Below are 20914 nucleotides of genomic sequence, written 5' to 3'. Positions count from 1 at the left end.
GAACGTTTTGCAGCGATGACGCGGATCGCCGTTTTCGCAAGCCTGCTAGAGTTCGCAGGCCGCTCTCGGAAAGCTGACCTCGAAGCACGCCCCGCCCGGTTCCCAGGCGCGGGCCGTGATGTCCCCGCCGTAGTCGGTGACGATGCCGTAGGAGATGGACAGGCCCAGCCCCGTGCCCTTGCCCACGTTCTTGGTAGTGAAGAAGGGCTCGAAAAGCCGGTCGCGGATGGCCGTGGGGATGCCCGTGCCCGTGTCGCAGATGCGGAAGCAGACGCGCTCGCCCTCGGCGAAGGAGCGGATGTGGATGCGCTTGTCCGCGTCGCCGTTTTTGCCCGTCCACCGTTCCTCGATGGCGTCGCGCGCGTTGAGCAGCAGGTTGACCACCACCTGCTCCAGCCGGTTGGAGTCGGCCATGACCATGGGCAGGCCGCCCTTCAGGTCCCAGATGACCTCGATGTTGTGCACGGAAAGCTGCTGGCTGAAGAACTCGAAACCGCGCCTGAGCACCCCGTTGATGTCCACGGGCATGGTCTTCATGTCCGACTTGCGGCCGAACTCGCGCATGTGCTCGATGATCTTGGATGCCCGGTTCACATGGGTGGAGATGCCTTCCGCCATTTCCTCCAGAATCTCCGGCTCGATGGGAGCCTTGCGCCGGACCTTGCGCGTGAGCAGGTTGGAGATGGCCTGGAGGATGGTCAGGGGCTGGTTCAGTTCGTGGGCCACGCCGGTGGACATCTCGCCCAGGGTGGACATCTTGCTGGCCTGGATGACCTGCTGCTCGGCCACCACCTTGCGCGTGACGTCGGTGCAGACCGCTATGAGCGCGTCGCGCTTGTCGAAGTCGGCGGGCGAGATGCGCACGAAGACGAAGATGGGCTCCCCGCTCTGGGTGACCTGGGTGCACAGCTCGATCTCGGGGCAGGTCCGGATGGGCCCGGCCCAGTCGTCGGCCTCCTCGGGGCGGAAGAGGGTCAGGAAGGACCGCCCCTGGAGATCCTCGCGCTCCCATCCGTAAATGTCCCTGGCCGATTCGTTGCAGTTGAGGATTTCCAGGGTCTCCCGGTCCAGGACGAAGACCGCGCTCGGGATGGAGTCGAAGATGGCGTGGTAGCGGTGCTCGGAAAGGGCCAGCCGCTGCTCCAGCTCCTTGCGCCAGGTGATGTCCACCATCATCTCCATGGCCGCCACCACCTTGCCCTCCTGGTCGCGCACCGGCGAGGTGTAGACGATCCAGTGGATGGGGCGGCCGTCCTTGGACATGCCGGACTCCTCGCTTATGTGCGACCGGCCGTCGGCGAAGGTGCGGTCCACTGGGCAGATCTCGCATTTTTCGAGCCGGCCCTTGTTGATCTGCCAGCAGCGCTTGCCGCGCGGGGTGCCGAAGTGGCTTTCATAGGCCGAGTTGTGGCGGATGACCCGGTAGTCCGCGTCCACCACGCTGACCAGGCAGGGCACGTTGTCGAACAGGTTGCGGAACTCTTCGCGCTGCTCCCTGAGCGCGCGGTGGTTCTCGGAGATGCGGCGGGCCATGCCATTGAAGGCGCGGCCCAGGGTGCCGATCTCGTCGTCCTGCTCCAGGTCGATCTCGGCGAAGTGCTCGGTGGCGCCGTATTCCCTGGTGGCCCCGATGACCTTGCGGATGGGCCGGAAGATGAAGCGGTAGGTGAACAGGAAGAGCGAGGCGAAGGTGGCCAGGAAAACCAGGACCGAGCTGGTCAGGTTGGCCCGCTCGAAGGTGGCGATCATGGCGTTCTTCTCGCCCATGGCCACGGTCACGTCCAGCAGGCCGAGGATCTGCTCGTCCTTGTTATGCACGTGGCAGGGGCCGGGGGAGCATCCCTCGGAGTTGGGGATGGGCGTCATGATGGCCATGTATTGCGCCCCGTCCTTGCCCTCGATGATCCGGGTGCGCTTGGTGAGCGGCATGACCGGCGGGGTGGGGGAGTACTGGTGGCAGGTCCAGCAGGCCGGGGAGTGGTGGTCGATGATGGTGTCCACCTCTTCGGGTTCGTTGGAGAAGACGATGCGTCCCTGCTTGTTGTAGACCCGGATGTTCCGGATCTCCTCCTGGCGGCTGATGTTGTTGATGTTCTGTTTGATGTCGTCCTCGGAGTCCAGCATCATGGCGTAGTGCAGGGCGAGCATGATGGTGTCCGAGACCATGTCGATGTCCGACATGACGCCCGAGACGACGTTGCGTTTGAAATAGTAGACGTTGAATCCGGCCCAGAGGAAGACGCACAGGAGCAGCGTGACCCCGCCGGACAGGATCATCTTGGCGATCAGGCTCTCTTTGTACTTCTTCAGGAGCATGGGGCCTCCTCCGCGCCTTTGCCCGTCAGCCCGCTACTTCGCCGGCGGGTGGTCCATGGGGCAGAGCCGGGCGTCCTTGACCAGGTCGGCCAGGGAGTAGGAATCGAGCATCTTGTACATGGCCATGCTGGCGTCCTCCCAGATGGAGCGGCGCAGGCACACGGCCGCGCGCGGGCAGGTGGACACGTCGCCCTCGCAGCCCGGCGACGGCTCCTCGCCGTCCAGCAGCCGGGCCACCTCGCCGATGGAGATGTTTTCCGGCGCGCGCATGAGCACGTTGCCGCCGTTGGGGCCGCGCTTGCCCTTGACGTACCCGGCCTGCTTGAGGACTTTGACGAGTTTTTCCAAATACTTGAGAGAGAGGCCCTCGCGGTCCGCCGAGTCCTTGCTCGGCACGGGGTGGCCGCCCTCGGAGTGCAGGGCGATGTCCAGGAGGAGGCGGGTTCCGTATTTGCTGCGTGTGGTCAGTTTCATGGCTGTCGATTTCCTGTGGCGGGGGCTTCGCGTCCCCTGTTGGCCCGCAACATAGCAGAATCCTCGGGACAATCAAATGGCGCGCCCCCGGGGGGCCGCGCCGGGCCTACCGGGCCGGTCCCCGGGGCAGGGTGATGGTGAAGGTGGTGCCCTTGTGCGGGGCGGAGTCCACCGCGATGGCGCCGCCGTGCTGCTCGATGGTCTGGTTGGAGATGAACAGCCCGATGCCCGTGCCCCGCTTGCCCTTGGACGAGAAGAACAGGGTGAAGATCTTTTCCCGCGTCTCCCGGTCCATGCCCATGCCGTTGTCGGCGATGGTCACCACCAGGTTGTCGCCCTCGCGCCGGGCGGAAAGGGACAGGCGCCCGCCGCCGTCCGCACCGCGCCCTTCGCAGGCGTCCACGCCGTTTTCCAGGAAGTTGACCAGGGCGGCCGAGAGGGCGGCGGTGTCCGCCTTGATCTCGCCCAGGCCCTCGGGCACGTCCTCCACGAACTCCACCCCGGCCGAGGCGGCCTTGGCCGCGCCCACGGCGGCGGTCTCGCGCAGGAAGGCGGCGGCGTCCACGGCCTCGGTCTCCAGCTCGCGGGACTTGGCGTAGTAGAGGATGTCGAGGACCATCTTCTTGACCCGGCCGATCATGGCCTTGAGGGTCTTGGTGGCCGCGTCCACGCGCTCGGCGTCGCCCTTCTTCAGGCCCGATTCCAGGCGGTAGATGCCGCCGTCGAGCGAGGTGAGCATGCCCTTGACGCCGTGGGACATGGACCCGAGCATGATGCCGAGCGAGGTCAGGTGGTCCTGCAACCGGCGGATCTCGGTGATGTCCGTGGAAAGCTCCATGGCCTGGATGACCCGGCCCGAGGCGTCGTGCAGGGGGGCGGACTGGACGAGCATGTGCTTGCGCTCGCCCGACAGGGTGGTGACCACGGTCTCACGCTGGCGTGCCTCGCCGTCCAGCAGGGTCTTGTCCACCAGGCACCCCTCGCAGGGCTCGCTCCGGTGCTTGTAGGCCTCGAAGCAGAAGTGGCCCTCCACCTCGCCGAAGTCGCGCTTGAAGAGCCGGTTGGCCTCCACGATGGCCAGGTCCGCGTCCTGCACGGTGATGTAGCAGGGGGCCTCGTCGAAGAGGCGCTGGTACTTGTAGCGGGTGGCGAAGAGTTCGTCCTTGAGGCGGGTCACCTCGGACATGTCCACGGAGATGTCCAGGACCAGCTCGATCTCGCCGTCCTTGTTGGGGATGGGCGCGGTGTAGACCGTGACCGGAATTTCCTCGCCGTCCTTGCCCAGGAAGGTCTCCCGGCTGCGCTGGCCCTTGCCGGTCTGGAAGGTGCGCTGCACCGGGCAGGCGTTGCCCGGCGAGGTCCGGTCGGAGTAGATGTCGAAGCTGTTGTCGCCCACGTGGTTGCCGAGGCGCTCCTCGAAAAGGGTGTTGTGGGCCACGATCTCCAGGTAGCGGTTGTGGATGGACACCAGGCAGGGCAGCTCGTTGAACAGGCCCGAGCCGGTCTCCACCTCGCGCGAGGCGCTCTCCAGGGCCGAGGACAGGCCGTTGACCACCTGGCAGGCGGCGTTCTGGCGTTCCAGCTCCACGATGCGGCTGGTCTTTTCCTCGACGAGGCGTTCCAGATTCTCGGTGTGCTCGCGCAGCGCGCATTTCATGGTGAAGCGCTCGCGGGCGCGCTCCAGCGAGACTTCGAGCACGTCGTTGTTGATGGGCTTGGTGATGAAGTCCGAGGCGTCGAACTTCAGCGACTCGATGGCCAGGTCCAGGTCGCCGTGGCCGGTGATCATGACCACCTCGGTGTCCGGCGACTTTTCCTTGATGATGCGGAGCAGCTCGATGCCGTCCATGACGGGCATCTTGATGTCCGTGAAAACGATGTTCGGCTGGAACTCTTCGAAGACGGCCAGGGCCTCCCGGCCGTTGGACGCGGTCTTCACCTCGTAGCCGAGGTCCATCAGGGACAGGCCGAGGAACCGGCGCACGCCCTCCTCGTCGTCCACGAGCAGCAACTTCCTGAAATCCATCTCAGCCTCCCGGCGTGACCGGCAAGGTGGCGCGCCGGGGCGCGATCATCCCACCGGTCCCAGCAGCCGCCCCCGGGCTGCGGTCAGGGCTATTCGCCCAGTGCTTCCCGCACGATCTGGATCACTTCCGCCGGGTCGAAGGGCTTCTTGATGGTCGCCACGGCCCGGCGAATGGCCAGATGAATCCCGGACAGCCCGCTGATGACGATCACCGGAATGTCCGAGAACTCCTTCTCGCTGGTCAGCCGACGGTAGAAACGCGGCCCCCATTCGTGGGGCATTTCGATATCCAGCGTGATGAGGTCGGGCTTTTCGGCCATGGCCACCTCATAGGCGGATATACCGTCGGAAGCGCGGCAGGTGTCGTATCCATGGTCTTCGAATACGCTGACGAGGTAATCGACGATGTCCGGATCGTCGTCCACCACCATGATCTTTTTCGGCATGCTCTCAACCTGGTGTTCAAGGCCGGGGGTAATTCCGCGACGCCTGCCACCGTATACTCAACCTGCGCGCGAGTTCAAGTCGGAAAACCCGGCCCGCGCGGCGGGCCGCACGGGCCGGGCTTCCTTTCACGTCCATCGGACCTAGCCGATGTTTTCCTTCACGATCTTCAGCAACTGTTCGGGCTCGAAGGGCTTGGTCAGGCTGGCCACCGCCTTGGGGATGGCGTACTTGATGGCGTTCAGCCCGCTGATGACCACGACCGGGGTCCGCTTCAGGGCCTCGTCCTGGCTGATCTTGCGGTAGAACCTCGGGCCCCACTCGTTGGGCATCTCCAGGTCCAGGGTGATCAGGTCGGGCTTCTCGGCCTTGGCGATGTCCACGGCCTCGCTGCCGTCGCTGGCCGTCACGGTCTCGTAGCCGTTGTCGCCCAATAATTCGGACAGATACGAGCGAATCTCCACGTCGTCGTCGACAATCAGGATCTTCTTTGTCATAATATCCTCCTGGTTCGCACGAATCCCATCGTGCCATTTGCCGCGACCGCTCCCGCCAAGGCCGGTCGCGGCTTTGTTTTCATGGCGCACGGCCCCCGCCGGGCGCCTTGGCTCAACTCTTATACCTTGTCGGGCTTGCTCACGCTCACGACGGGGCAGCCAGCGCGCAGAATGACCTGCTCCATGGTGGAGCCGATGCGCGCCTTTTCGGGGTCCAGCTCGTGGGAGTGGTGCGCCATGACGATGAGGTCGGCGGACCGCTCACGGGCCATCTTGACGATTTCAACGTAGGGCACGCCTTCCCAGACCTCGACGTCGCAGTTCTTGAACCCGTCCAGGTCGTAGGCGGTCCGGATGCGCTCGCGCGCGGCGATGATCCGGTCCTCGATCTCGTTCTGGTCCAGCACCTTGCCGCTGATGTCGAGCGCGTGCAGGATGGTCAGGTCGGTGTCCAGCTCCCTGGCCGTGGCCAGGGCGAACTTGAAGGCGCTCTCCGCCTGCTTGGAGAAGTCGGTGGCGAAGACGATGTTGCCGAACCCGCCCCAGTAGGAGGCGGTTTCGCGGTGCACGGTCATCACCGGGCAGCGGGCGGCCTTGGCCACGCGCTGGAGGGTGGAGCCGGGGTATCCCTTGCGGTACACGGACGAGTCGCCGGAGCTCGCGCCCATGACGATCAGGTCCGCGTCGTTTTCCCGGGCCGCGCGCAGGATCTCGCGGTGCGGCAGGCCGGTGGTCAGGATGATCCGGGAGTACTCGACGCTCTCGATCTGCTTCTCGAACGTGTTCTTGAGCTCCTCCTCCACCCAGGCCCGGTATTCCTCGTCCACCTCGACCTCTTCGCCGGTGCGGACGTCGTTGACCACCTGGGAGTATGCCTTGGTGGGCACGCCCATGACGTTGAGCACCAGGACCTCGGCCCCATAGCGCTTGCCCATGTCGAAGGCGACGCGGGCGGCGCCGAAGGTGGACGGAGCGCCGCTGGTCGCCAGCAGAATTTTCTTGAACATATTCACCTCGCTCCTTGGGTTACTCGTCCTCGCCCTCGTCCTTGGGCCGCAGATGCTCGGGCACGTCGAGCATGCCGATGACAAGCGGCTTGAGGAACGACCAGCGGATGCCGATCTTGTACTCTTCCTCCAGGTCGCGGATGGCGTCCCAGCAGTTGTGGCAGGGGGCGATGACCAGCTTGCAGCCGGTCGCCAGGATCTGCTCCATCTTCTTGCGCAGGGCCATGTTGCGCTGCGCGCGGTACATGCCGATGCCGTTGAAGCCGCCGCCGCCGCCGCAGCAGTAGTTGTGCTCCTTGCTGGGGGACATCTCCACGAAGTAGCCCGGCTCCACGATGTAGCTCAGGATCTCGCGGGTGACGTTCTTCAGCCCCTGGTTGCGCACGTAGTTGCAGGAATCCTGGAGGGTCACCGGCTCCTTGATGCGCTTGGCCGGGTCGATCTTGAGCTTGCCGGTGCGCAGGGCCTCGGCCAGCCATTCCACGTAATGGATGTAGGGAACGGGGGGCTGCCCGTCCTCGCGCCCGGCCCAGTAGGGGCCTTCGATGACCGTGGCCCGGTGGGCGTGGCCGCACTCGGTGCCGATGGCCCGTTTGGGGCGCAGCCGCTCGATGGCGGAGTAGACGTTGAGGACGTTGTCCTTGCAGCACTCCCAGTCGCCCGCGAACATGGAAAGCGAGGTCTGCTCCCAGCCCTCGGAGGGCACGGTCCAGTTCTCGCCCGCCACGTGGAAGAGGATGGCCGCCTCGGCCACGTCTTCAGGATAGTGCTTGGGCTCGCGGGCGTTGCAGGTGTACATGATGTCCGCGTCTTCCTTGTCGATGGGAATCTCGAGACCCGGCCATTCCTCTTCGTTCTCCTCGGCCATCCACTCGCAGGTCTCGACCCAGTCCTCGGTGGTCACGTCCATCTGGGCGCGGTAGACGCGGTGCATGCCCGCGCCGATCTTGAGCTCCCAGGGGACGAAGCCCTGGGAGTAGAGCAGGCCGCGCAGGTAGCTGAACATGACGCCCATGTCGATGCCGTGGGGGCAGTACATGCCGCAGCGGTTGCAGCAGGTGCACTTGGCCCACGCGGTCTCCATGCACATCTGCATGAAGGCGTTGTCGACCTTGCCCTTCTTCTTGACCATCACGCCGAGCGTGGACTGGATCTTGTAGGAGGGCACCTGCTCGGGCACCCGGCCGTTGACCTGGTACAGGAAGCAGGACTCGGCGCACAGGCCGCAGTGGGCGCAGATTTCGAGCCAGGTCTTGGTCCTGGACTTCATGGTGGCCTGGATGGAAGCCCAGAGCTTGTCCGAGTCCACGTCCAGGTTGTTCAACTCTTCGTAGTATTGCTTTCCGCCCTTGTCGGCCAGGGTCAGCTTGAGCTGCTCCTCGGTCTTGATGGGCGTTTTATTGCAAAGAATTCCTTCGGGCATTTCAATATCTCCCTTGAGTAGACGATGCGGCTACCACGCCATGTCCGTTCCCTTCATGCCGCCGCGCTTGATCCCGTAGTCCATGCCGAGCTGCATGCGCGACAGGAAGAACAGGATGACGTGGCTGAGCTTGGTGAAGGGCAGGCAGATGAGCCAGATTTCCCCGCTTAAGATGTGCGCGCAAAGCCAGAAGTCGTAGGCGCCCAGCTCGTAGCGGGCGATGAGGCCGGTGGCGAAGGGCAGCACGCTGATGACCAGCAGCAGGTAGTCGTAGAAGTTGGTGATGATCCGCACCTCGGGGAAGGCGATCCGGCGCAGGGCCAGGAACAGGCCGCCCACGAGGCAGACCCAGGCCAGGCCGTCCGCCAGGCCGGTGGGCATGGCGGGCAGGCTGAAGCCGAAGGCCTGCTTGAGCATCACGTTGTGCGCCTCCAGGAAGATCGGGGTGACGAGCAGCCCGATGTGGAAGGCGAAGAATATGAGGGTGAATCCGGGACGGGTCTGCCACAGCCGGGCCTTGAACGGGATGAGGAAGGCCACGATGGAGCGCAGTCCGCCGCGGATGCCGTATTTGAGGTTGGGGCGGTAGGCCACGCGGTCGAGCCGCCAGTCCAGTCCCCGGACGTACAGCACGGCGCGGACGATCAGGCCGCCGAAGCTGATGAGAAACGTCGCCCAGAGCACGGGCCCTGTCAGGAAATCATACATTTCCGCTTCTCCTTGTTATCCTATCGGTTTGGAGACGATGGCCCGTGGGCTAGTCGTCCTTGCGGTTGCCGCCCATGAGGAACTGCCAGTAGAGCGTGGCCGCCACGAGGATGCCCCCCATGATCAGGTACACGATGCCTTTCGTATGGGTGTAGTAGTCTTGCAGGGTGAAGAATTCCATGGCGCAACCTCCTAGTGCTCGCCCTTGTAGTCGGGATGTTCATAGAAGATGGGCATCCGCGTGGAGATGAACCGGAAGGCCAGCACGCCGATGGTGACCACGAACAGGGAGATGGTGATCTCGCCCCAGCTCGGGAAGTAGCGCAGTTGCGAGGGCAACTGCCAGTTGAAGGCGACCATGCTGATGTTGAACCGGTTGACGATGATGCCGAAGACGGTCAGCCCGGCGGCCCACTTTATCAGCGGGATGTTCCGGTCGCGCGCGCCGATGGCGTACAGGAAGGACGGCAGGGCCACGAAACCGAGGATCTCCACCAGGAACCACGCGCCGTAGCCCGTGGCCAGGTAGTGCCAGTTGTTGTCGTAGGCCAGGCCGATGACCTTGATGGCGAAGTACCCGAACAGGATCAGCGAGCAGCCCTTTCCGAAACCGAGGATCAGGCCGTCGTGGTTGTCCAGGTACTCCTTGTCCATCAAGTGGTGCATGGGCTTGTGGGAGAGGGTCCCCTCGAAGATGACCATGGACAGGCCCGCGCAGATGCTGGAGACGAAGAAGAACAGCGGCAGGTACGGGGAGTACCAGAGCGGATGCAGCTTCGACGGCACGATGGTGTACAGCGCGCCCAGCGAGGACTGGTGCAGGGTGGACAGGACCACGCCGAAGATGGTCAGGGCCAGGGTCATCTTGACCACGATGTTCCGGATCTTCTTGAACCCGAGCCACTCGAAGGCGGCCGGGGTGAACTCGATGAACAGCACGGTCAGGTAGATCATGACGCACAGGCCCACCTCGAAGAGCAGGGACGTGGTGCCCTGCTGGACGAAGATGGGGTAGGGCAGCCGCCAGGGACGGCCGACGTCGTAGCCCAGGGCGAAGACCACCAGGGCGTAGCCCAGGAAGGCGGTCAGGATCGCGGGACGGACGCCCGCGTGGTATTTCTTCAGGCCGAAGATGTAGCAGGCCGAGGAGGTGGTGTAGCCGCCCGCGGCCAGGGCGACGCCGCAGAGCAGATCGAAGCCGATCCAGATGCCCCACGGGTTGTTCTGGTCAAGGTTGGTGACGGCCCCCAGGCCGCCGGTGAAGCGCATCACCGTGACCACCAGTCCGGCGGCCAGGATGATCGCGGCGACGATGTTGAACGGCGTGAACAGCGATTTGCGCTGCGCCGAGGCGTGTTCGACAGTCGACATCTAGGACTCCTCCTCGCTGCTTGCGGCGTCCTCGTCCTTGGCGGAGAGGGCCTCTTCAACGGCCTTCTTGACCTCGACCTCGATGAGCCGCTTGTTGGCCACGTCGGCCTTCTTGAGCTCTTCGGAGAGCTTCTTCTCGGCCTCGCTGGACGCCTTGGTCAGGGCGTTCTTGACAGCCATGACCTTCTCGGCGTTGGCCACCTTCTGGTTGCGCTTGCTCACCGCGTAGATGCCGCCCAGCAGGACCGGCCACAGGCCGACGACCATGGGCACGGCGGCCAGGGCGCCGGAGGTCAGCTCCGGGGCCGAGGTGGTGCCGAGGTCCTCGCGCATCCCGATCTCGGAGAAGGGCGCGCCCGAGAGGTACATCCAGCAGGTGCCGCCCATCTCGTGCTCGCCGTAGATGTGGTGCTGGTAGCGGTCCGGGTAGGCGTCGATCCGGGCGCGGGCGATCTTGATGATCTCCTCGCGCGGACCGAAGGTCAGGGCCTCCTTGGGGCAGCGCTCCACGCAGCCGGGGAGCTTGCCCTCGGCCAGCCGGGGCGAGCACATGGTGCACTTGACCACCCGGGGGGTGATCGGGTCGTTGTAGGTGTAGGCCGGGATGGAGAACGGGCAGGCCACCATGCAGTAGCGGCAGCCCACGCAGACCGAGGCGTCGTAGGTCACGGCCCCGTTCGGCTCCTTCTTGAAGGCCCGCACGAAGCAGGCCGAGGCGCAGGCGGGCTCCAGGCAGTGGTTGCACTGCATCTTGCGGAACACGCCGCCCTTTTCCGTGGCGTACTTGTTGACCACGGTATAGGTCTTGTCATCGGTCCGGCGTTCGGTGTCCATGACCGTCATGTCGTCGAACGGCTTTTCGGGGGCGGGCAGGTTGTTGACCTCGTTGCAGGCCTTTTCGCACTGGCGGCAGCCGATGCACCGCGTGGCGTCGAAGAGCACGGCCATGGTGTCGGGATGCGGGCCGAAGTGCTTGCCCGCAGCCCCGGCCGTCGCGGGAAGCGCGGCAAGAGCTCCGGCTCCACCCAACAGTCCGAGGAATGTTCTGCGTAACATTTTATGTCTCCTTCGGTTAGTTGGCTTTCTTTTCGTGGCAGCCGACACAGTTGGTGGCGGCGGGCTTCTCGATGCCCATGGCCTTGTGGCAGCCCATGCACTGGCCGTGATAGGCGGCCTTCAGGCCCGGCCGGCCCTCGTCCTCGCGGGTGAAGGGCTTGGCATGGCAACTGGCGCAGGTGGGCGGGTTCAGGGTGGCCGGAGCGTTGTGGTGGCAACCCTGGCACATGGCCTCGGGGACGGAGTGGAAGTTGGCGGCCAGGCCGCTGTCCTTCATGCCGTCGTAGAGCTTGAGCACGATCTTGCGGTGCGGCATCCTGCTCGCCTTGTAGTCCTGGGCGATGACCCCGATGTTCACGAATTCGGGGATGGCGTCCACGGCCACGCGGGCCTGATGCTCGGGCCGGGCGGCGATCACCGCGGCGGCGGCCTCGGCCCGGATCTCCTTGGGCGCGGCGGCCATGAGCATTCCCTGGGCGTCCTTGACGGGCGCGTTGTGGCAGGTCTTGCAGGCTGCCTGGGTCAGGGCCTTGCCGGCCGGGCGCAGCCCGTGGCAGCCCGCGCACTGCGGGCGGGTCTGCTCGCTGGCGTGGCAGCCGACGCAGGAGCGCTTGTTCTTCACGTCGTGCATGGCCTGGTCGAGAGTGACGAAGCCGCCTTTCTCGACACCCAGCGGGGTATGGCAACTGGAGCAGGCCTGCACGGACTTGTGATGACACGCGCGACACGTGTCGGTCTTGGTTTCATGGAACTTGTGGTCGAAGGCGACCGGAGCCATGCCCGTGGACTTGGCGTCCTTGTTCAGGGGCGCGACGGCCATGAGGGCGGCGTCGGGCTGCTTGCGCGGCAGGCGGGGCAGGGTCCCGCCCATGGCGGCCAGCGCCTTGGCCTCGGCACCCTTGCGGGCGGCCAACCCCTTGTCGCCGTGACAGTCAGCGCAGGCGACCGGGCCGCTCTTCTCGGCCTTCTTCTCGATCAGGCTCTGGTGGCAGGTCACGCACTGGTTGTGGAAGGCCGCTTCGGTGGCCAGGGTGACCGGCTTGGCGGGGGACTCGGTGTGGCAGGCCCGGCAGGTCTCCTCCTTGTCCTTCTCGTAGACGGTCTTCTTGGCCTTCTCGTCATAGATGTGGTGGCAGGAACCGCAGTTGGTCCGCTGGCCGGCGTCGGCCTGGATCAGCTTGGAGTTCCAGTGCATGGCGTGCAGGGTGTTGTCCATGCCCGCCTCGGCGCGCGCGGCCGGGACGGCGGGGCGCTCCTGGTGGCAGCCGCGACATTCGCCCGCTTTGGGTCCGGACTTGTAGCCCTTCCCCGCGGACTTGACGTGGCAGGAAATGCAGCCGTCGTGATAGACGGACTTGAGTTCCGCGGCGGAGAGGGCGGGCTGGCCGTCCTCCTGCACGCGGTTGAAGGTAAGGGCCATCTTGCCCTTCACGTCCTTCTTGTGGCAGGCCTCGCAGCTCATGCCCTGGTCCTTCAGCGCCTTGGTGTGCGCGTCATGCATGAACACCGCCGCAGGCTGATCCGGTTCCTCCAGCCTGGCGATGGTGTCGATCATGATCACGTCCGGCCTAGCCGTGGCCCCGGACGCGCCGTCGAACATGCCCAGGGCTTCCATTTGGAAGCCGAGCATGGCCGCCAGCACGATCGCGGCGGCACCCAGTCGCAGCATCCTTTTACCGTTTGCCATGTTGTCGATCCTTTCCTCGAAATAGCGTTGATGGCAGAGAACCGGCGCTTGTCCCGTCCTCCAAAACCCCGTTGCCGTGGTTTTTCTACCGCCCCCAGGCGTCGCCTCCCTAGGCGGCGCACTAATCCGATATAAAACCCTCCTCTCGCGGTGGGTTAAAAAACCCACCTGTTCGCGAGGTTTTTATCCATACTGGTTCGGTATGTTAATTGTCAGGGGGGCGTCAAGGTAATTTCTTCTTGTGATAATTGTTCCTGCAATGATGATAATATTACGAAATTACAGCTAAATTTATGCATTCAGTCATTTGAGAGTAATTTTCAAGACAAGCCATTGAGCGGCAACGGCCAAGGGACGGGAGGGAGAGGAGGGGGAAATTCAATACATACTAAAAAAGTGGGTATTTCCCCTTTTCCAGCCGAGTCGGAGGCGAAGAGCCGAAAGGGTGTTGCGAAACGCAATGGCATTTTTTTTAAAAAAAGTTTCCCCTCCAGCGGAAGGCCGGAAGTGAATCGCAATGATTCTCGCGGCATTTGCTAAAAAACTGAGTAATCACTCAGTTTCCCGGTTTTTTTTGACATCGTGGCGCTTTGCAACGTACACATGAAAAAAACTGAGTGACGACTCGGTTTTTGAGAGCGAGAGGAGTGAGTTCGTCAGATGAAGAAAAAGGAAGCGATTCTCAAGGTAGCCACGGTGCTGTTCGCCAATAAGGGGTTTGCGGACACGTCGGGCCAGGAGCTTGCCCGGCTGACCGGGACGGCCGAGGGAACCATCTTCTATCACTTCAAGAGCAAGGAGGGGTTGCTCCTGGCGATACTGGAGCGGGTCAGGGACGAGATACTGGACCAGTTCGAGCGGTTCTTCGAGAACCGGCCGTTCCAGTCCGGGCTGGAGATGACGGAGGAGGTCGTCTCCTTCTATCTCTACCTGGCCGGGTTGATGGAGGACAAGTTCCTGCTGCTGCATCGCCATGCTCTCTACAAGTTCTCCGAGTCCAATCCGGAGTTCAGGGAGAATCTGGAGGCGATCTACAACTGTCTGGTCGACATCTTCGAGAAGGCGATCGTGACGGGGCAGGCCGACGGCTCCATCCACCCGGACATCCACCCCCGCAAATCGGCGCTCATCCTCTTTACCATGGTTGATGGCCTGGTCCGTTTCAAAAACTACAACCTGTATGACGCCGGGGCACTGTTCAATGAACTGATGCAGACGTGCCGAAGAATGTTGCAGGCGGATACATAGGAAGAGGTTGCATGCTCACTAGAATATTTCCGTTCATCGACTGGTTCCGGGGATACAACATGGCGAAGTTCAGGGCCGACGCCATCGCCGGCCTGACCGTCGCCCTGGTGCTCATTCCCCAATCCATGGCCTATGCGCAGCTCGCGGGCATGCCCGCCTACTATGGCCTGTACGCCTCCTTCCTGCCGCCGCTCGTGGCCGCCCTGTTCGGCTCCAGCCGCCAGTTGGCCACCGGCCCGGTGGCCGTGGTCTCGCTCATGACCTCGGCCTCCCTGGAGCCGCTCGCCACGGCGGGCAGCGGGGGATACATCGCCTACGCCATCCTGCTCGCGCTCATGGTCGGCATCTTCCAGCTCCTGCTCGGCGTGCTCAAGCTCGGCCTGGTGGTCAACTTCCTCTCCCACCCCGTGGTCAACGGCTTCACCAACGCGGCGGCCATCATCATCGCGTCCTCGCAGCTCTCCAAGATGTTCGGGGTCTACGTGGACAAGGCCGAGCACCACTACGAGACCATCATCCGCGTGGTCGAGGGGGCCATCCACTATACCCACTGGCCGACCCTGGCCATGGGCGCGCTGGCCTTCGCCATCATGATCGTGCTCAAACGCGTCAATCCCAAGATCCCCAACGTCCTGGTGGCCGTGGCCCTGTGCACCACCCTTTCCTGGGCCATCGGCTTCAACCACGACGCAAAGGCCCCGCTGGCCGCCATCCGCATCCCAGCGGTGCAGGAGTCCGTGGGCATGTTCAACGCCGCGGTCGGCCACATTGAGGAACTGGCCAAGGAGCGCCAGGCCATCAATGTCCGCCTGGCCGAGGCCAAGCAGGGCAAGAACATGGTCGCCCAGCTCGACGCCCAGCACGACCTGAGCGTGCTCGGCGTGCGCATGGAGCGGCTCAAGCACGAGGCCCACGTCCAGCGCACCTTCCTGCGCGAGGAGCTGATGTCGGGCGTGGTGGAGCCGGGCGGGACCCTGGCCTTCTATCGCAAGGGCGAGGTCCCGTCGGGCATGACCGACGACGGCCGCACCTGGCGCGTCCGGGTGGGCAACGCCGCCCTCGACTCCGGCGCATTGAGGATGACCGGCGGCGGCGCCATCGTCGGCACCGTGCCCTCGGGCATCCCGGCCATCTCCGCGCCTTCCCTGGACCTCAAGGTCATGCTCCACCTGCTCCCGTTCGCCGCGATCATCTCGCTGCTCGGCTTCATGGAGGCCATCTCCATCGCCAAGGCCATGGCCGCCAAGACCGGCCAGCGCCTCGACCCCAACCAGGAGCTCATCGGCCAGGGGCTGGCCAACATCCTGGGCGCGTGCGGCAAGAGCTATCCGGCATCGGGCTCGTTCTCGCGATCGGCGGTGAACCTCCAGGCGGGCGCGGTCACCGGCATGTCCAGCGTGTTCACCTCGCTGATGGTGGTCGTCGCGCTGCTCTTCTTCACCCCGCTGCTCTACCACCTGCCCCAGGCCGTGCTGGCCGCCGTCATCATGATGGCCGTCATCGGGCTCATCAACGCCTCGGGCTTCGTCCACGCCTGGAAGGCCCAGTGGTACGACGGCGTGATCTCCATCATCTCCTTCGTGGCCACGCTGGCCTTCGCCCCCCACCTGGACAAGGGCATCATGATCGGCGTCGGGCTTTCGCTGGGCGTCTTCCTCTACAAGTCCATGCGGCCCACGGTGGCCAGCCTCTCGCGCAGCGAGGACGAGGCCCTGCGCGACGCCACGGCCCACGGCCTGCGCGAGTGCAAGCACATCGCCATGGTCCGGTTCGACGGCCCGCTGTTCTTCGCCAACGCGAGCTTCCTGGAGGACAAGATCACCGAGCGCATGATGAACAACGACAAGCTCCGCCACATCATCATCGTGGCCAGCGGCATCAACGACATGGACGCCTCGGGCGAGGAGGCGCTGTCCCTCATCGTGGACCGCGTCCGCGCCGCAGGGGTGGACATCTCGCTGTGCGGCGTGAACGAGGCCGTCATGGCCGTGTTCCGGCGCACCCACCTGCTCGAAAAGATCGGCCAGGACCACGTCTACACGACCATGGAATCCGCCATCTGCGCCACCCACGAGAGTGCGCACCGCAACGGCGACGAGGATTCCTGCCCGCTCACCACCTACTGCCGTCTCGCCTAGGAAGCGGCATACCCAAGGAGTAGCCAATGTCTGTCATTACCGTATTCAACGGCCTGTTCTCCGAAGCCGGTCTGGTGGTCAAGCGCGTCCTGGACGCCACGGGCTACCGCCTGGTCACCGACCAGGAGGTGGTCGCCGACGCCGCCGCCTTCTCGGGCATGGCCGAGGACAAGATCGCCCGCGCCTTCCAGTCCAAGGGGTCCGTGTTCAACTCCTTCAGCCACGAGAAGGAGCGTGCCATCGCCTTTCTCAAGCTGGCCATGGCCTCCAAGCTGGCCGCGCAGGACAACCTGCTCTTCTCCGGCTTCGCCTCCCAACTGCCCCCGGCGGGCATCGACCATATCCTCAAGGTCTGCCTGATCTCGCGCATGAGGGAGCGGCTGGCCGTGGCCGAGCAGACCGAGGGCTTCGCCGAGAAGCACGCCCTGAGGCTCATCCACAAGGACGACGAAGACCGAGCCACCTGGGTGCGCACCCTGCGCGGCGCGCAGGACCCGTGGGACGTCAAGCTTTACGACATCGTGGTGCCCGTGGGCGCCTCGGGCGTGGACAAGAGCGCCGACCTGATCGTGGAGCAGCTCGCCAACGCGGCCGTCAAGGTCACGAACGCCTCCCGCAGGCAGGTCGAGGACTTCCTCCTGGCCGCCAAGGTGGAGACCGTGCTGGCGGGCGAGGGCCACAGCGTGCTGGTTTCGGCGCGCGGCGGCGACGTCACCCTGACCATCAACAAGCACGTCCTCCTGCTGGAGCGCCTGGAACGCGAGTTGACCGACATCGCGGCCGGGGTGGAGGGCGTGAAGAGCGTCAAGACCGGCGTGGGCAAGGGGTTTCACCAGACGGACATCTATCGTAAGGTGGACTTCGAACTGCCGTCCAAGGTCCTGCTGGTGGACGACGAGCGCGAGTTCGCCCAGACCCTGTCCGAGCGCCTGATGATGCGCGACATGGGCTCCGCCGTGGTCTACGACGGCGAGGCCGCCCTGGACCTGGTCAGCGAGGACGAGCCCGAGGTCATGGTCCTGGACCTGAAGATGCCCGGCATCGACGGCATCGAGGTCCTGCGCCGGGTCAAGAAGGAGCACCCGAACATCGAGGTGATCATCCTGACCGGCCACGGGTCGGAGAAGGACCGCGAGGTCTGCATGGAGCTGGGCGCCTTCGCCTACCTCCACAAGCCCGTGGACATCGACGTCCTGAGCGAGACGCTCAAGGCCGCCAACGAGAAGATTCACAAGGCGAAGTAACGGAAGCCGGGTGACGCCGTGTCGATATTCGAAAAGATAAGACCCCGGTTCTGGGATACGGACGCCGCTGTCGGACCGGCCAGGAGCCTGTTCAACTACCGGCGCATCTGGCGGCTCGCCATCGTTCTCCTGACGGTGGTGGCCCTGGTCCCGCTCCTGGTCATGGCCTTCATCGACTACAGCGTCACCCGCAGCTCCCTGGAGTCCGAGAACCTGCTGCGCACGGCCCGGACCACCTCCAACACCCGCCGCACCGTGGCCAACTTCCTGGAGGAGCGGACCAAGGCCCTGGACTTTCTGGCCGACCACCAGGGCATCGACAAACTGCGCGACGGCGCGCAGCTCGCCGGGCTGCTCGCCTCCCTCAAGAAGAGCTTCGGCGGTTTCGTGGACCTGGGCGTCATCGACAACCGGGGCCGCCAGATCGCCTACATCGGCTCGCACGACCTGCTCGGCCGGGACTACAGCGACCAGATCTGGTTCAAGAACACACTGACCCGGGGCTCCTACGTGAGCAACGTCTTCCTCGGGTTCCGGGACGAGCCGCACCTGATAGTGGCCCGCAAGGTCAAGGACGCCGCCACCGGCAAGTCCTACATCCTGCGCGCCACCCTGGACACCGGCCAGTTCAACGCCATCATGACTTCCCTGGACCTCTCGGGCGGCGGCGACGCCTTCCTGGTGGACGGCCGGGGCGTCATCCAGACCCCGACCAAGTCGCACGGCCCGGTCCTGTCCCGGGTGGACCTGCCCATCGCGCCCTTCTCGGAGACGAGCATCGTCCGCCAGGTCCGCGCCGGGGACGGCGTGGAGTACTCCGTGGGCTACGGCTACGTGCACGACTCGCCGTTCATCGTCATGGTCACCAAGCCGACCAAGGTGCTGATGCGGCCGCTCCAGACCATCCGCATGGAGCTGCTCTGGATTCTGCTGACCAGCATCGCGATCATCCTTTTTGTCATCGGCAACGTGGCCACCTACATGGTCAACAGGATCTACATCGCGGACCAGACCCGGGCCAAGGCCCTGCACCAGATGGAGCACACCAACAGGATGGCCTCCATCGGCCGCCTGGCTGCGGGCGTGGCCCACGAGATCAACAACCCGCTGGCCATCATCAACGAGAAGGCCGGGCTCATCAGCGACCTCTTCACCTTCCGCCAGGAATACGCGGGCGACGAGCGGCTGCTCAAGAACGTCCGCTCCATCCTCGACTCCGTGGCCCGCTGCGGCCGCATCACCAAGCGGCTGCTCAGCTTCGCGCGGCACATCGACATGGAGCTGGGGCCCATCCGCTTCAAGGAGCTGGCCGACGAGGTGGTGGACTTCCTGCGCAAGGAGGCCGAGTACCGCTCCATCTCCATCGACATGGACATCCCGAAGAACCTGCCGGAGTTTGTCTCCGACCGGGGCAAGCTGCAGCAGATCTTCCTCAACCTGGTGAACAACGCCTTCCAGGCCATGAGCGACGGGGGCCACCTGTCGATCTCCGCCCGGCAGGAGAAGGACGGCAACCTCGTCTTCTCCGTGGGCGACGACGGCTGCGGCATCCCCCAGGCGGACCTCAAGCGCATCTTCGATCCCTTCTTCTCCACCAAGAAGAAGGTGGGCGGCACGGGGCTCGGCCTGTCCATCACCTTCAGCCTGGTCCAGGAACTGGGCGGCTCCATGACCGTGGAGAGCGAAGTCGGCAAGGGAACCACCTTCACCATAACCATGCCCATCGAGGGCCCGAAAAAGGCTAACAATGAGAATACTGCTGGTTGACGACGAAGTGGAGCTGGTTTCCGCCATGGCGGAGCGGTTGGGATTCCGCGACATCGAGGCCGACTGGGCCGCGAATGCCGAGGATGCTCTGGTCATGGCCGAGGGGAAGGCGTATGATGTGGCGGTGCTGGACATGAAGATGCCGAGGATCGGCGGCCTGGAGCTCAGGCGGATGCTCTCCGAGCGCCACCCGGCCATGAAGTTCATCTTCCTGTCCGGCCACGGCTCGGAGTCGGACTTCAAGACCGGCAGCGCGGAGGCGGAAAACTATCTCATCAAGCCCATCAACCTGGAGAGCCTCGTGGAAAAGATCAACGAGGCCGTGAAATAGCGAGGGGAGGGAGCATGGACCGTTTTTCGACGACCCGCGACGGCCTGCGTTTTTTCGGGCGCGTCAGCGCCTCGGTATCGCACGAGATCAAGAACGTCTTCGCCGTCATCAACGAATCGGCGGGGCTGATCGACGATTTCACGCTCATGGCGGAGAAGGGTATGCCCATCCAGCCCGAGCGGCTCAAGAAGGCGGCGGGCTCCATCCTGAACCAGATCAGGCGGGGCGACGCCATCATCAAGAACATGAATGCGTTCGCGCATTCCATTGACGAAGACGTCCGCGAGGTGGACCTCGCGGAACTGGTCGGGCTGACCGTGGCCCTGGCCACGCGCATGGCGGACATGAAACAGGTCAGGCTGACCCTGGGCGACCGCGAACCGGCCACCCTGTCGGCCAACCCCTTTGACCTGATGCGGCTGCTGCACTCCTCCATAGCGGCGGCCCTGGACGCCCTTGCGCCCGGCGACACCCTTGCGGCGGGAGTGAAACCCGCGCCCGACGGGGCGTGCTTCACCCTCGCGGCGAGCGGCAAGGCGGCTCCCGCGGTGGATGGCGGGGCGCTGGTCGCCATGGCCGGGGACATGGGCCTCGCGGCCGAGGTCGGCGAAGCGGACGGCGCGCTCACGTTGCGGGTGGCCGCGCCGCAGGCCGGATAAACAAGACACCAACCATTACGGAGAAATACAATGACGGAAAAAGTCCTGCTCATCGACGACGAAGAGGAATTCCTGAGCACCCTGTCCGAGAGGATGGAGCTGAGGGGCATGAACGTCAACACGGCGTCCACCGCCGACAGCGCGGTTCAGGCCCTGGACGGCGGCGACTTCGACGCCATCGTCCTCGACCTGCAGATGCCGGACATGAACGGCATCGAAATGCTCAAGGTGATCCGCAAGACCCACCCGGACATGCAGGTCATCCTGCTGACCGGCCAGGCCACCCTGGAGGCGGGCATCGAGGCCATGAAGCTCGGCGCCATGGACTTCATGGAGAAGCCTGCGGACATCAACGCCCTGACCGAGAAGATCAAGAAGGCCCAGGCCAAGAAGATGGTCATCGTGGAAAAGAAGACCGAGGACAAGGTCAAGGACATCCTGAAGAGCAAGGGCTGGTAAGCCCGGCCCGTTCCGGAGAATGAAAGAGCCCCCCGCCGCGAATGCGGCGGGGGGCTTTC

Annotated in this window: 19 protein-coding genes; 7 read left to right on the top strand and 12 right to left on the bottom strand. The window is 64.4% G+C overall.

The annotated features are described in order from the left end of the window. Positions 1-45 precede the first annotated feature (45 nt). The 12 genes from PHP91_RS13355 to hmcA form a co-directional block, all read right to left on the bottom strand. Positions 46-2316, bottom strand: coding sequence for a PAS domain-containing protein (locus tag PHP91_RS13355; RefSeq protein WP_300141558.1), 2271 nt, complete (start codon positions 2314-2316; stop codon positions 46-48). A gap of 33 nt (positions 2317-2349) precedes the next feature. Next, entirely contained in the window at positions 2350-2790 is a 441-nt protein-coding gene (locus PHP91_RS13350; protein WP_300141555.1) for an Rrf2 family transcriptional regulator, read from the bottom strand. Between the two features lie 106 nt (positions 2791-2896). Next, positions 2897-4816 carry a response regulator gene (locus PHP91_RS13345; RefSeq protein ID WP_300141552.1) on the bottom strand — a complete coding sequence of 640 codons (1920 nt, stop codon included), beginning with the start codon at positions 4814-4816 and terminating at the stop codon, positions 2897-2899. 89 nt (positions 4817-4905) lie between these two features. Then, positions 4906-5262 (bottom strand): DVU0259 family response regulator domain-containing protein, encoded by a 357-nt coding sequence (gene divK, locus PHP91_RS13340; protein ID WP_300141549.1) that lies wholly within the window; start codon positions 5260-5262, stop codon positions 4906-4908. Between the two features lie 141 nt (positions 5263-5403). Continuing rightward, the gene (gene divK / locus PHP91_RS13335) at positions 5404-5757 is read right to left on the bottom strand and encodes a DVU0259 family response regulator domain-containing protein (RefSeq protein ID WP_300141546.1); all 354 of its coding nucleotides are present in this window, start codon (positions 5755-5757) and stop codon (positions 5404-5406) included. Between the two features lie 119 nt (positions 5758-5876). Continuing rightward, entirely contained in the window at positions 5877-6764 is an 888-nt protein-coding gene (locus tag PHP91_RS13330; RefSeq protein ID WP_300141543.1) for a universal stress protein, read from the bottom strand. Between the two features lie 19 nt (positions 6765-6783). Then, positions 6784-8187 (bottom strand): sulfate respiration complex iron-sulfur protein HmcF, encoded by a 1404-nt coding sequence (gene hmcF / locus PHP91_RS13325; RefSeq protein WP_300141540.1) that lies wholly within the window; start codon positions 8185-8187, stop codon positions 6784-6786. A gap of 30 nt (positions 8188-8217) precedes the next feature. Beyond that, a complete protein-coding gene (gene hmcE, locus PHP91_RS13320; protein WP_300141537.1) occupies positions 8218-8895 on the bottom strand; it encodes a sulfate respiration complex protein HmcE in 678 nt (225 codons plus the stop codon). Positions 8896-8944: 49 nt separating this feature from the next. Then, positions 8945-9076 carry a sulfate respiration complex protein HmcD gene (hmcD, locus tag PHP91_RS13315; protein WP_300141534.1) on the bottom strand — a complete coding sequence of 44 codons (132 nt, stop codon included), beginning with the start codon at positions 9074-9076 and terminating at the stop codon, positions 8945-8947. 11 nt (positions 9077-9087) lie between these two features. Then, positions 9088-10266 (bottom strand): sulfate respiration complex protein HmcC, encoded by a 1179-nt coding sequence (hmcC, locus tag PHP91_RS13310; protein WP_300141531.1) that lies wholly within the window; start codon positions 10264-10266, stop codon positions 9088-9090. Next, a complete protein-coding gene (gene hmcB, locus PHP91_RS13305) occupies positions 10267-11322 on the bottom strand; it encodes a sulfate respiration complex iron-sulfur protein HmcB (protein WP_300141528.1) in 1056 nt (351 codons plus the stop codon). Between the two features lie 16 nt (positions 11323-11338). Then, positions 11339-13009 carry a sulfate respiration complex hexadecaheme cytochrome HmcA gene (gene hmcA / locus PHP91_RS13300; protein WP_366141574.1) on the bottom strand — a complete coding sequence of 557 codons (1671 nt, stop codon included), beginning with the start codon at positions 13007-13009 and terminating at the stop codon, positions 11339-11341. A gap of 660 nt (positions 13010-13669) precedes the next feature. Here hmcA and PHP91_RS13295 point away from each other — a divergent pair. The 7 genes from PHP91_RS13295 to PHP91_RS13265 are packed head-to-tail and all read left to right on the top strand — an operon-like array spanning position 13670 to position 20855. Beyond that, a complete protein-coding gene (locus PHP91_RS13295; protein ID WP_300141522.1) occupies positions 13670-14257 on the top strand; it encodes a TetR/AcrR family transcriptional regulator in 588 nt (195 codons plus the stop codon). An 11-nt stretch (positions 14258-14268) separates the two neighbouring features. After that, on the top strand, positions 14269-16395 hold the full coding sequence (locus PHP91_RS13290; RefSeq protein ID WP_300141518.1) for a SulP family inorganic anion transporter: 2127 nt from the start codon (positions 14269-14271) through the stop codon (positions 16393-16395). Positions 16396-16421: 26 nt separating this feature from the next. After that, a complete protein-coding gene (locus PHP91_RS13285) occupies positions 16422-17639 on the top strand; it encodes a response regulator (protein ID WP_300141516.1) in 1218 nt (405 codons plus the stop codon). Between the two features lie 18 nt (positions 17640-17657). Further along, entirely contained in the window at positions 17658-19406 is a 1749-nt protein-coding gene (locus PHP91_RS13280) for a PAS domain-containing sensor histidine kinase (protein ID WP_300141511.1), read from the top strand. Further along, positions 19387-19737, top strand: a complete 351-nt coding sequence (locus PHP91_RS13275) for a response regulator (protein ID WP_300141508.1) — start codon at positions 19387-19389, stop codon at positions 19735-19737. Before PHP91_RS13280 ends, PHP91_RS13275 begins: the two co-directional genes overlap by 20 nt. Before the next feature lie 14 nt (positions 19738-19751). Beyond that, a complete protein-coding gene (locus tag PHP91_RS13270) occupies positions 19752-20396 on the top strand; it encodes a sensor histidine kinase (RefSeq protein WP_300141506.1) in 645 nt (214 codons plus the stop codon). A gap of 30 nt (positions 20397-20426) precedes the next feature. Next, positions 20427-20855 carry a response regulator gene (locus tag PHP91_RS13265; RefSeq protein ID WP_300141503.1) on the top strand — a complete coding sequence of 143 codons (429 nt, stop codon included), beginning with the start codon at positions 20427-20429 and terminating at the stop codon, positions 20853-20855. Positions 20856-20914 lie beyond the last annotated feature (59 nt).

It is taken from the genome of Pseudodesulfovibrio sp., assembly GCF_028692895.1.
GTDB lineage: Bacteria > Desulfobacterota > Desulfovibrionia > Desulfovibrionales > Desulfovibrionaceae > Pseudodesulfovibrio.
Note: the sequence above shows the minus strand (reverse complement) of the source record. Positions and strands in the feature narration are given on the sequence as shown.

What these genes read in the sequence shown, in the direction of transcription:
- hmcB (WP_300141528.1), bottom strand. Translation starts at nt 11,322, where the DNA reads ATGTTACGCAGAACATTCCTCGGACTGTTGGGTGGAGCCGGAGCTCTT.
- hmcF (WP_300141540.1), bottom strand. Translation starts at nt 8,187, where the DNA reads ATGCCCGAAGGAATTCTTTGCAATAAAACGCCCATCAAGACCGAGGAG.
- hmcA (WP_366141574.1), bottom strand. Translation starts at nt 13,009, where the DNA reads ATGGCAAACGGTAAAAGGATGCTGCGACTGGGTGCCGCCGCGATCGTG.
- hmcD (WP_300141534.1), bottom strand. Translation starts at nt 9,076, where the DNA reads ATGGAATTCTTCACCCTGCAAGACTACTACACCCATACGAAAGGCATC.
- PHP91_RS13270 (WP_300141506.1), top strand. Translation starts at nt 19,752, where the DNA reads ATGGACCGTTTTTCGACGACCCGCGACGGCCTGCGTTTTTTCGGGCGC.
- PHP91_RS13290 (WP_300141518.1), top strand. Translation starts at nt 14,269, where the DNA reads ATGCTCACTAGAATATTTCCGTTCATCGACTGGTTCCGGGGATACAAC.
- PHP91_RS13345 (WP_300141552.1), bottom strand. Translation starts at nt 4,816, where the DNA reads ATGGATTTCAGGAAGTTGCTGCTCGTGGACGACGAGGAGGGCGTGCGC.
- PHP91_RS13355 (WP_300141558.1), bottom strand. Translation starts at nt 2,316, where the DNA reads ATGCTCCTGAAGAAGTACAAAGAGAGCCTGATCGCCAAGATGATCCTG.
- PHP91_RS13275 (WP_300141508.1), top strand. Translation starts at nt 19,387, where the DNA reads ATGAGAATACTGCTGGTTGACGACGAAGTGGAGCTGGTTTCCGCCATG.
- hmcC (WP_300141531.1), bottom strand. Translation starts at nt 10,266, where the DNA reads ATGTCGACTGTCGAACACGCCTCGGCGCAGCGCAAATCGCTGTTCACG.
- hmcE (WP_300141537.1), bottom strand. Translation starts at nt 8,895, where the DNA reads ATGTATGATTTCCTGACAGGGCCCGTGCTCTGGGCGACGTTTCTCATC.
- PHP91_RS13295 (WP_300141522.1), top strand. Translation starts at nt 13,670, where the DNA reads ATGAAGAAAAAGGAAGCGATTCTCAAGGTAGCCACGGTGCTGTTCGCC.
- divK (WP_300141546.1), bottom strand. Translation starts at nt 5,757, where the DNA reads ATGACAAAGAAGATCCTGATTGTCGACGACGACGTGGAGATTCGCTCG.
- PHP91_RS13285 (WP_300141516.1), top strand. Translation starts at nt 16,422, where the DNA reads ATGTCTGTCATTACCGTATTCAACGGCCTGTTCTCCGAAGCCGGTCTG.
- PHP91_RS13330 (WP_300141543.1), bottom strand. Translation starts at nt 6,764, where the DNA reads ATGTTCAAGAAAATTCTGCTGGCGACCAGCGGCGCTCCGTCCACCTTC.
- PHP91_RS13265 (WP_300141503.1), top strand. Translation starts at nt 20,427, where the DNA reads ATGACGGAAAAAGTCCTGCTCATCGACGACGAAGAGGAATTCCTGAGC.
- divK (WP_300141549.1), bottom strand. Translation starts at nt 5,262, where the DNA reads ATGCCGAAAAAGATCATGGTGGTGGACGACGATCCGGACATCGTCGAT.
- PHP91_RS13350 (WP_300141555.1), bottom strand. Translation starts at nt 2,790, where the DNA reads ATGAAACTGACCACACGCAGCAAATACGGAACCCGCCTCCTCCTGGAC.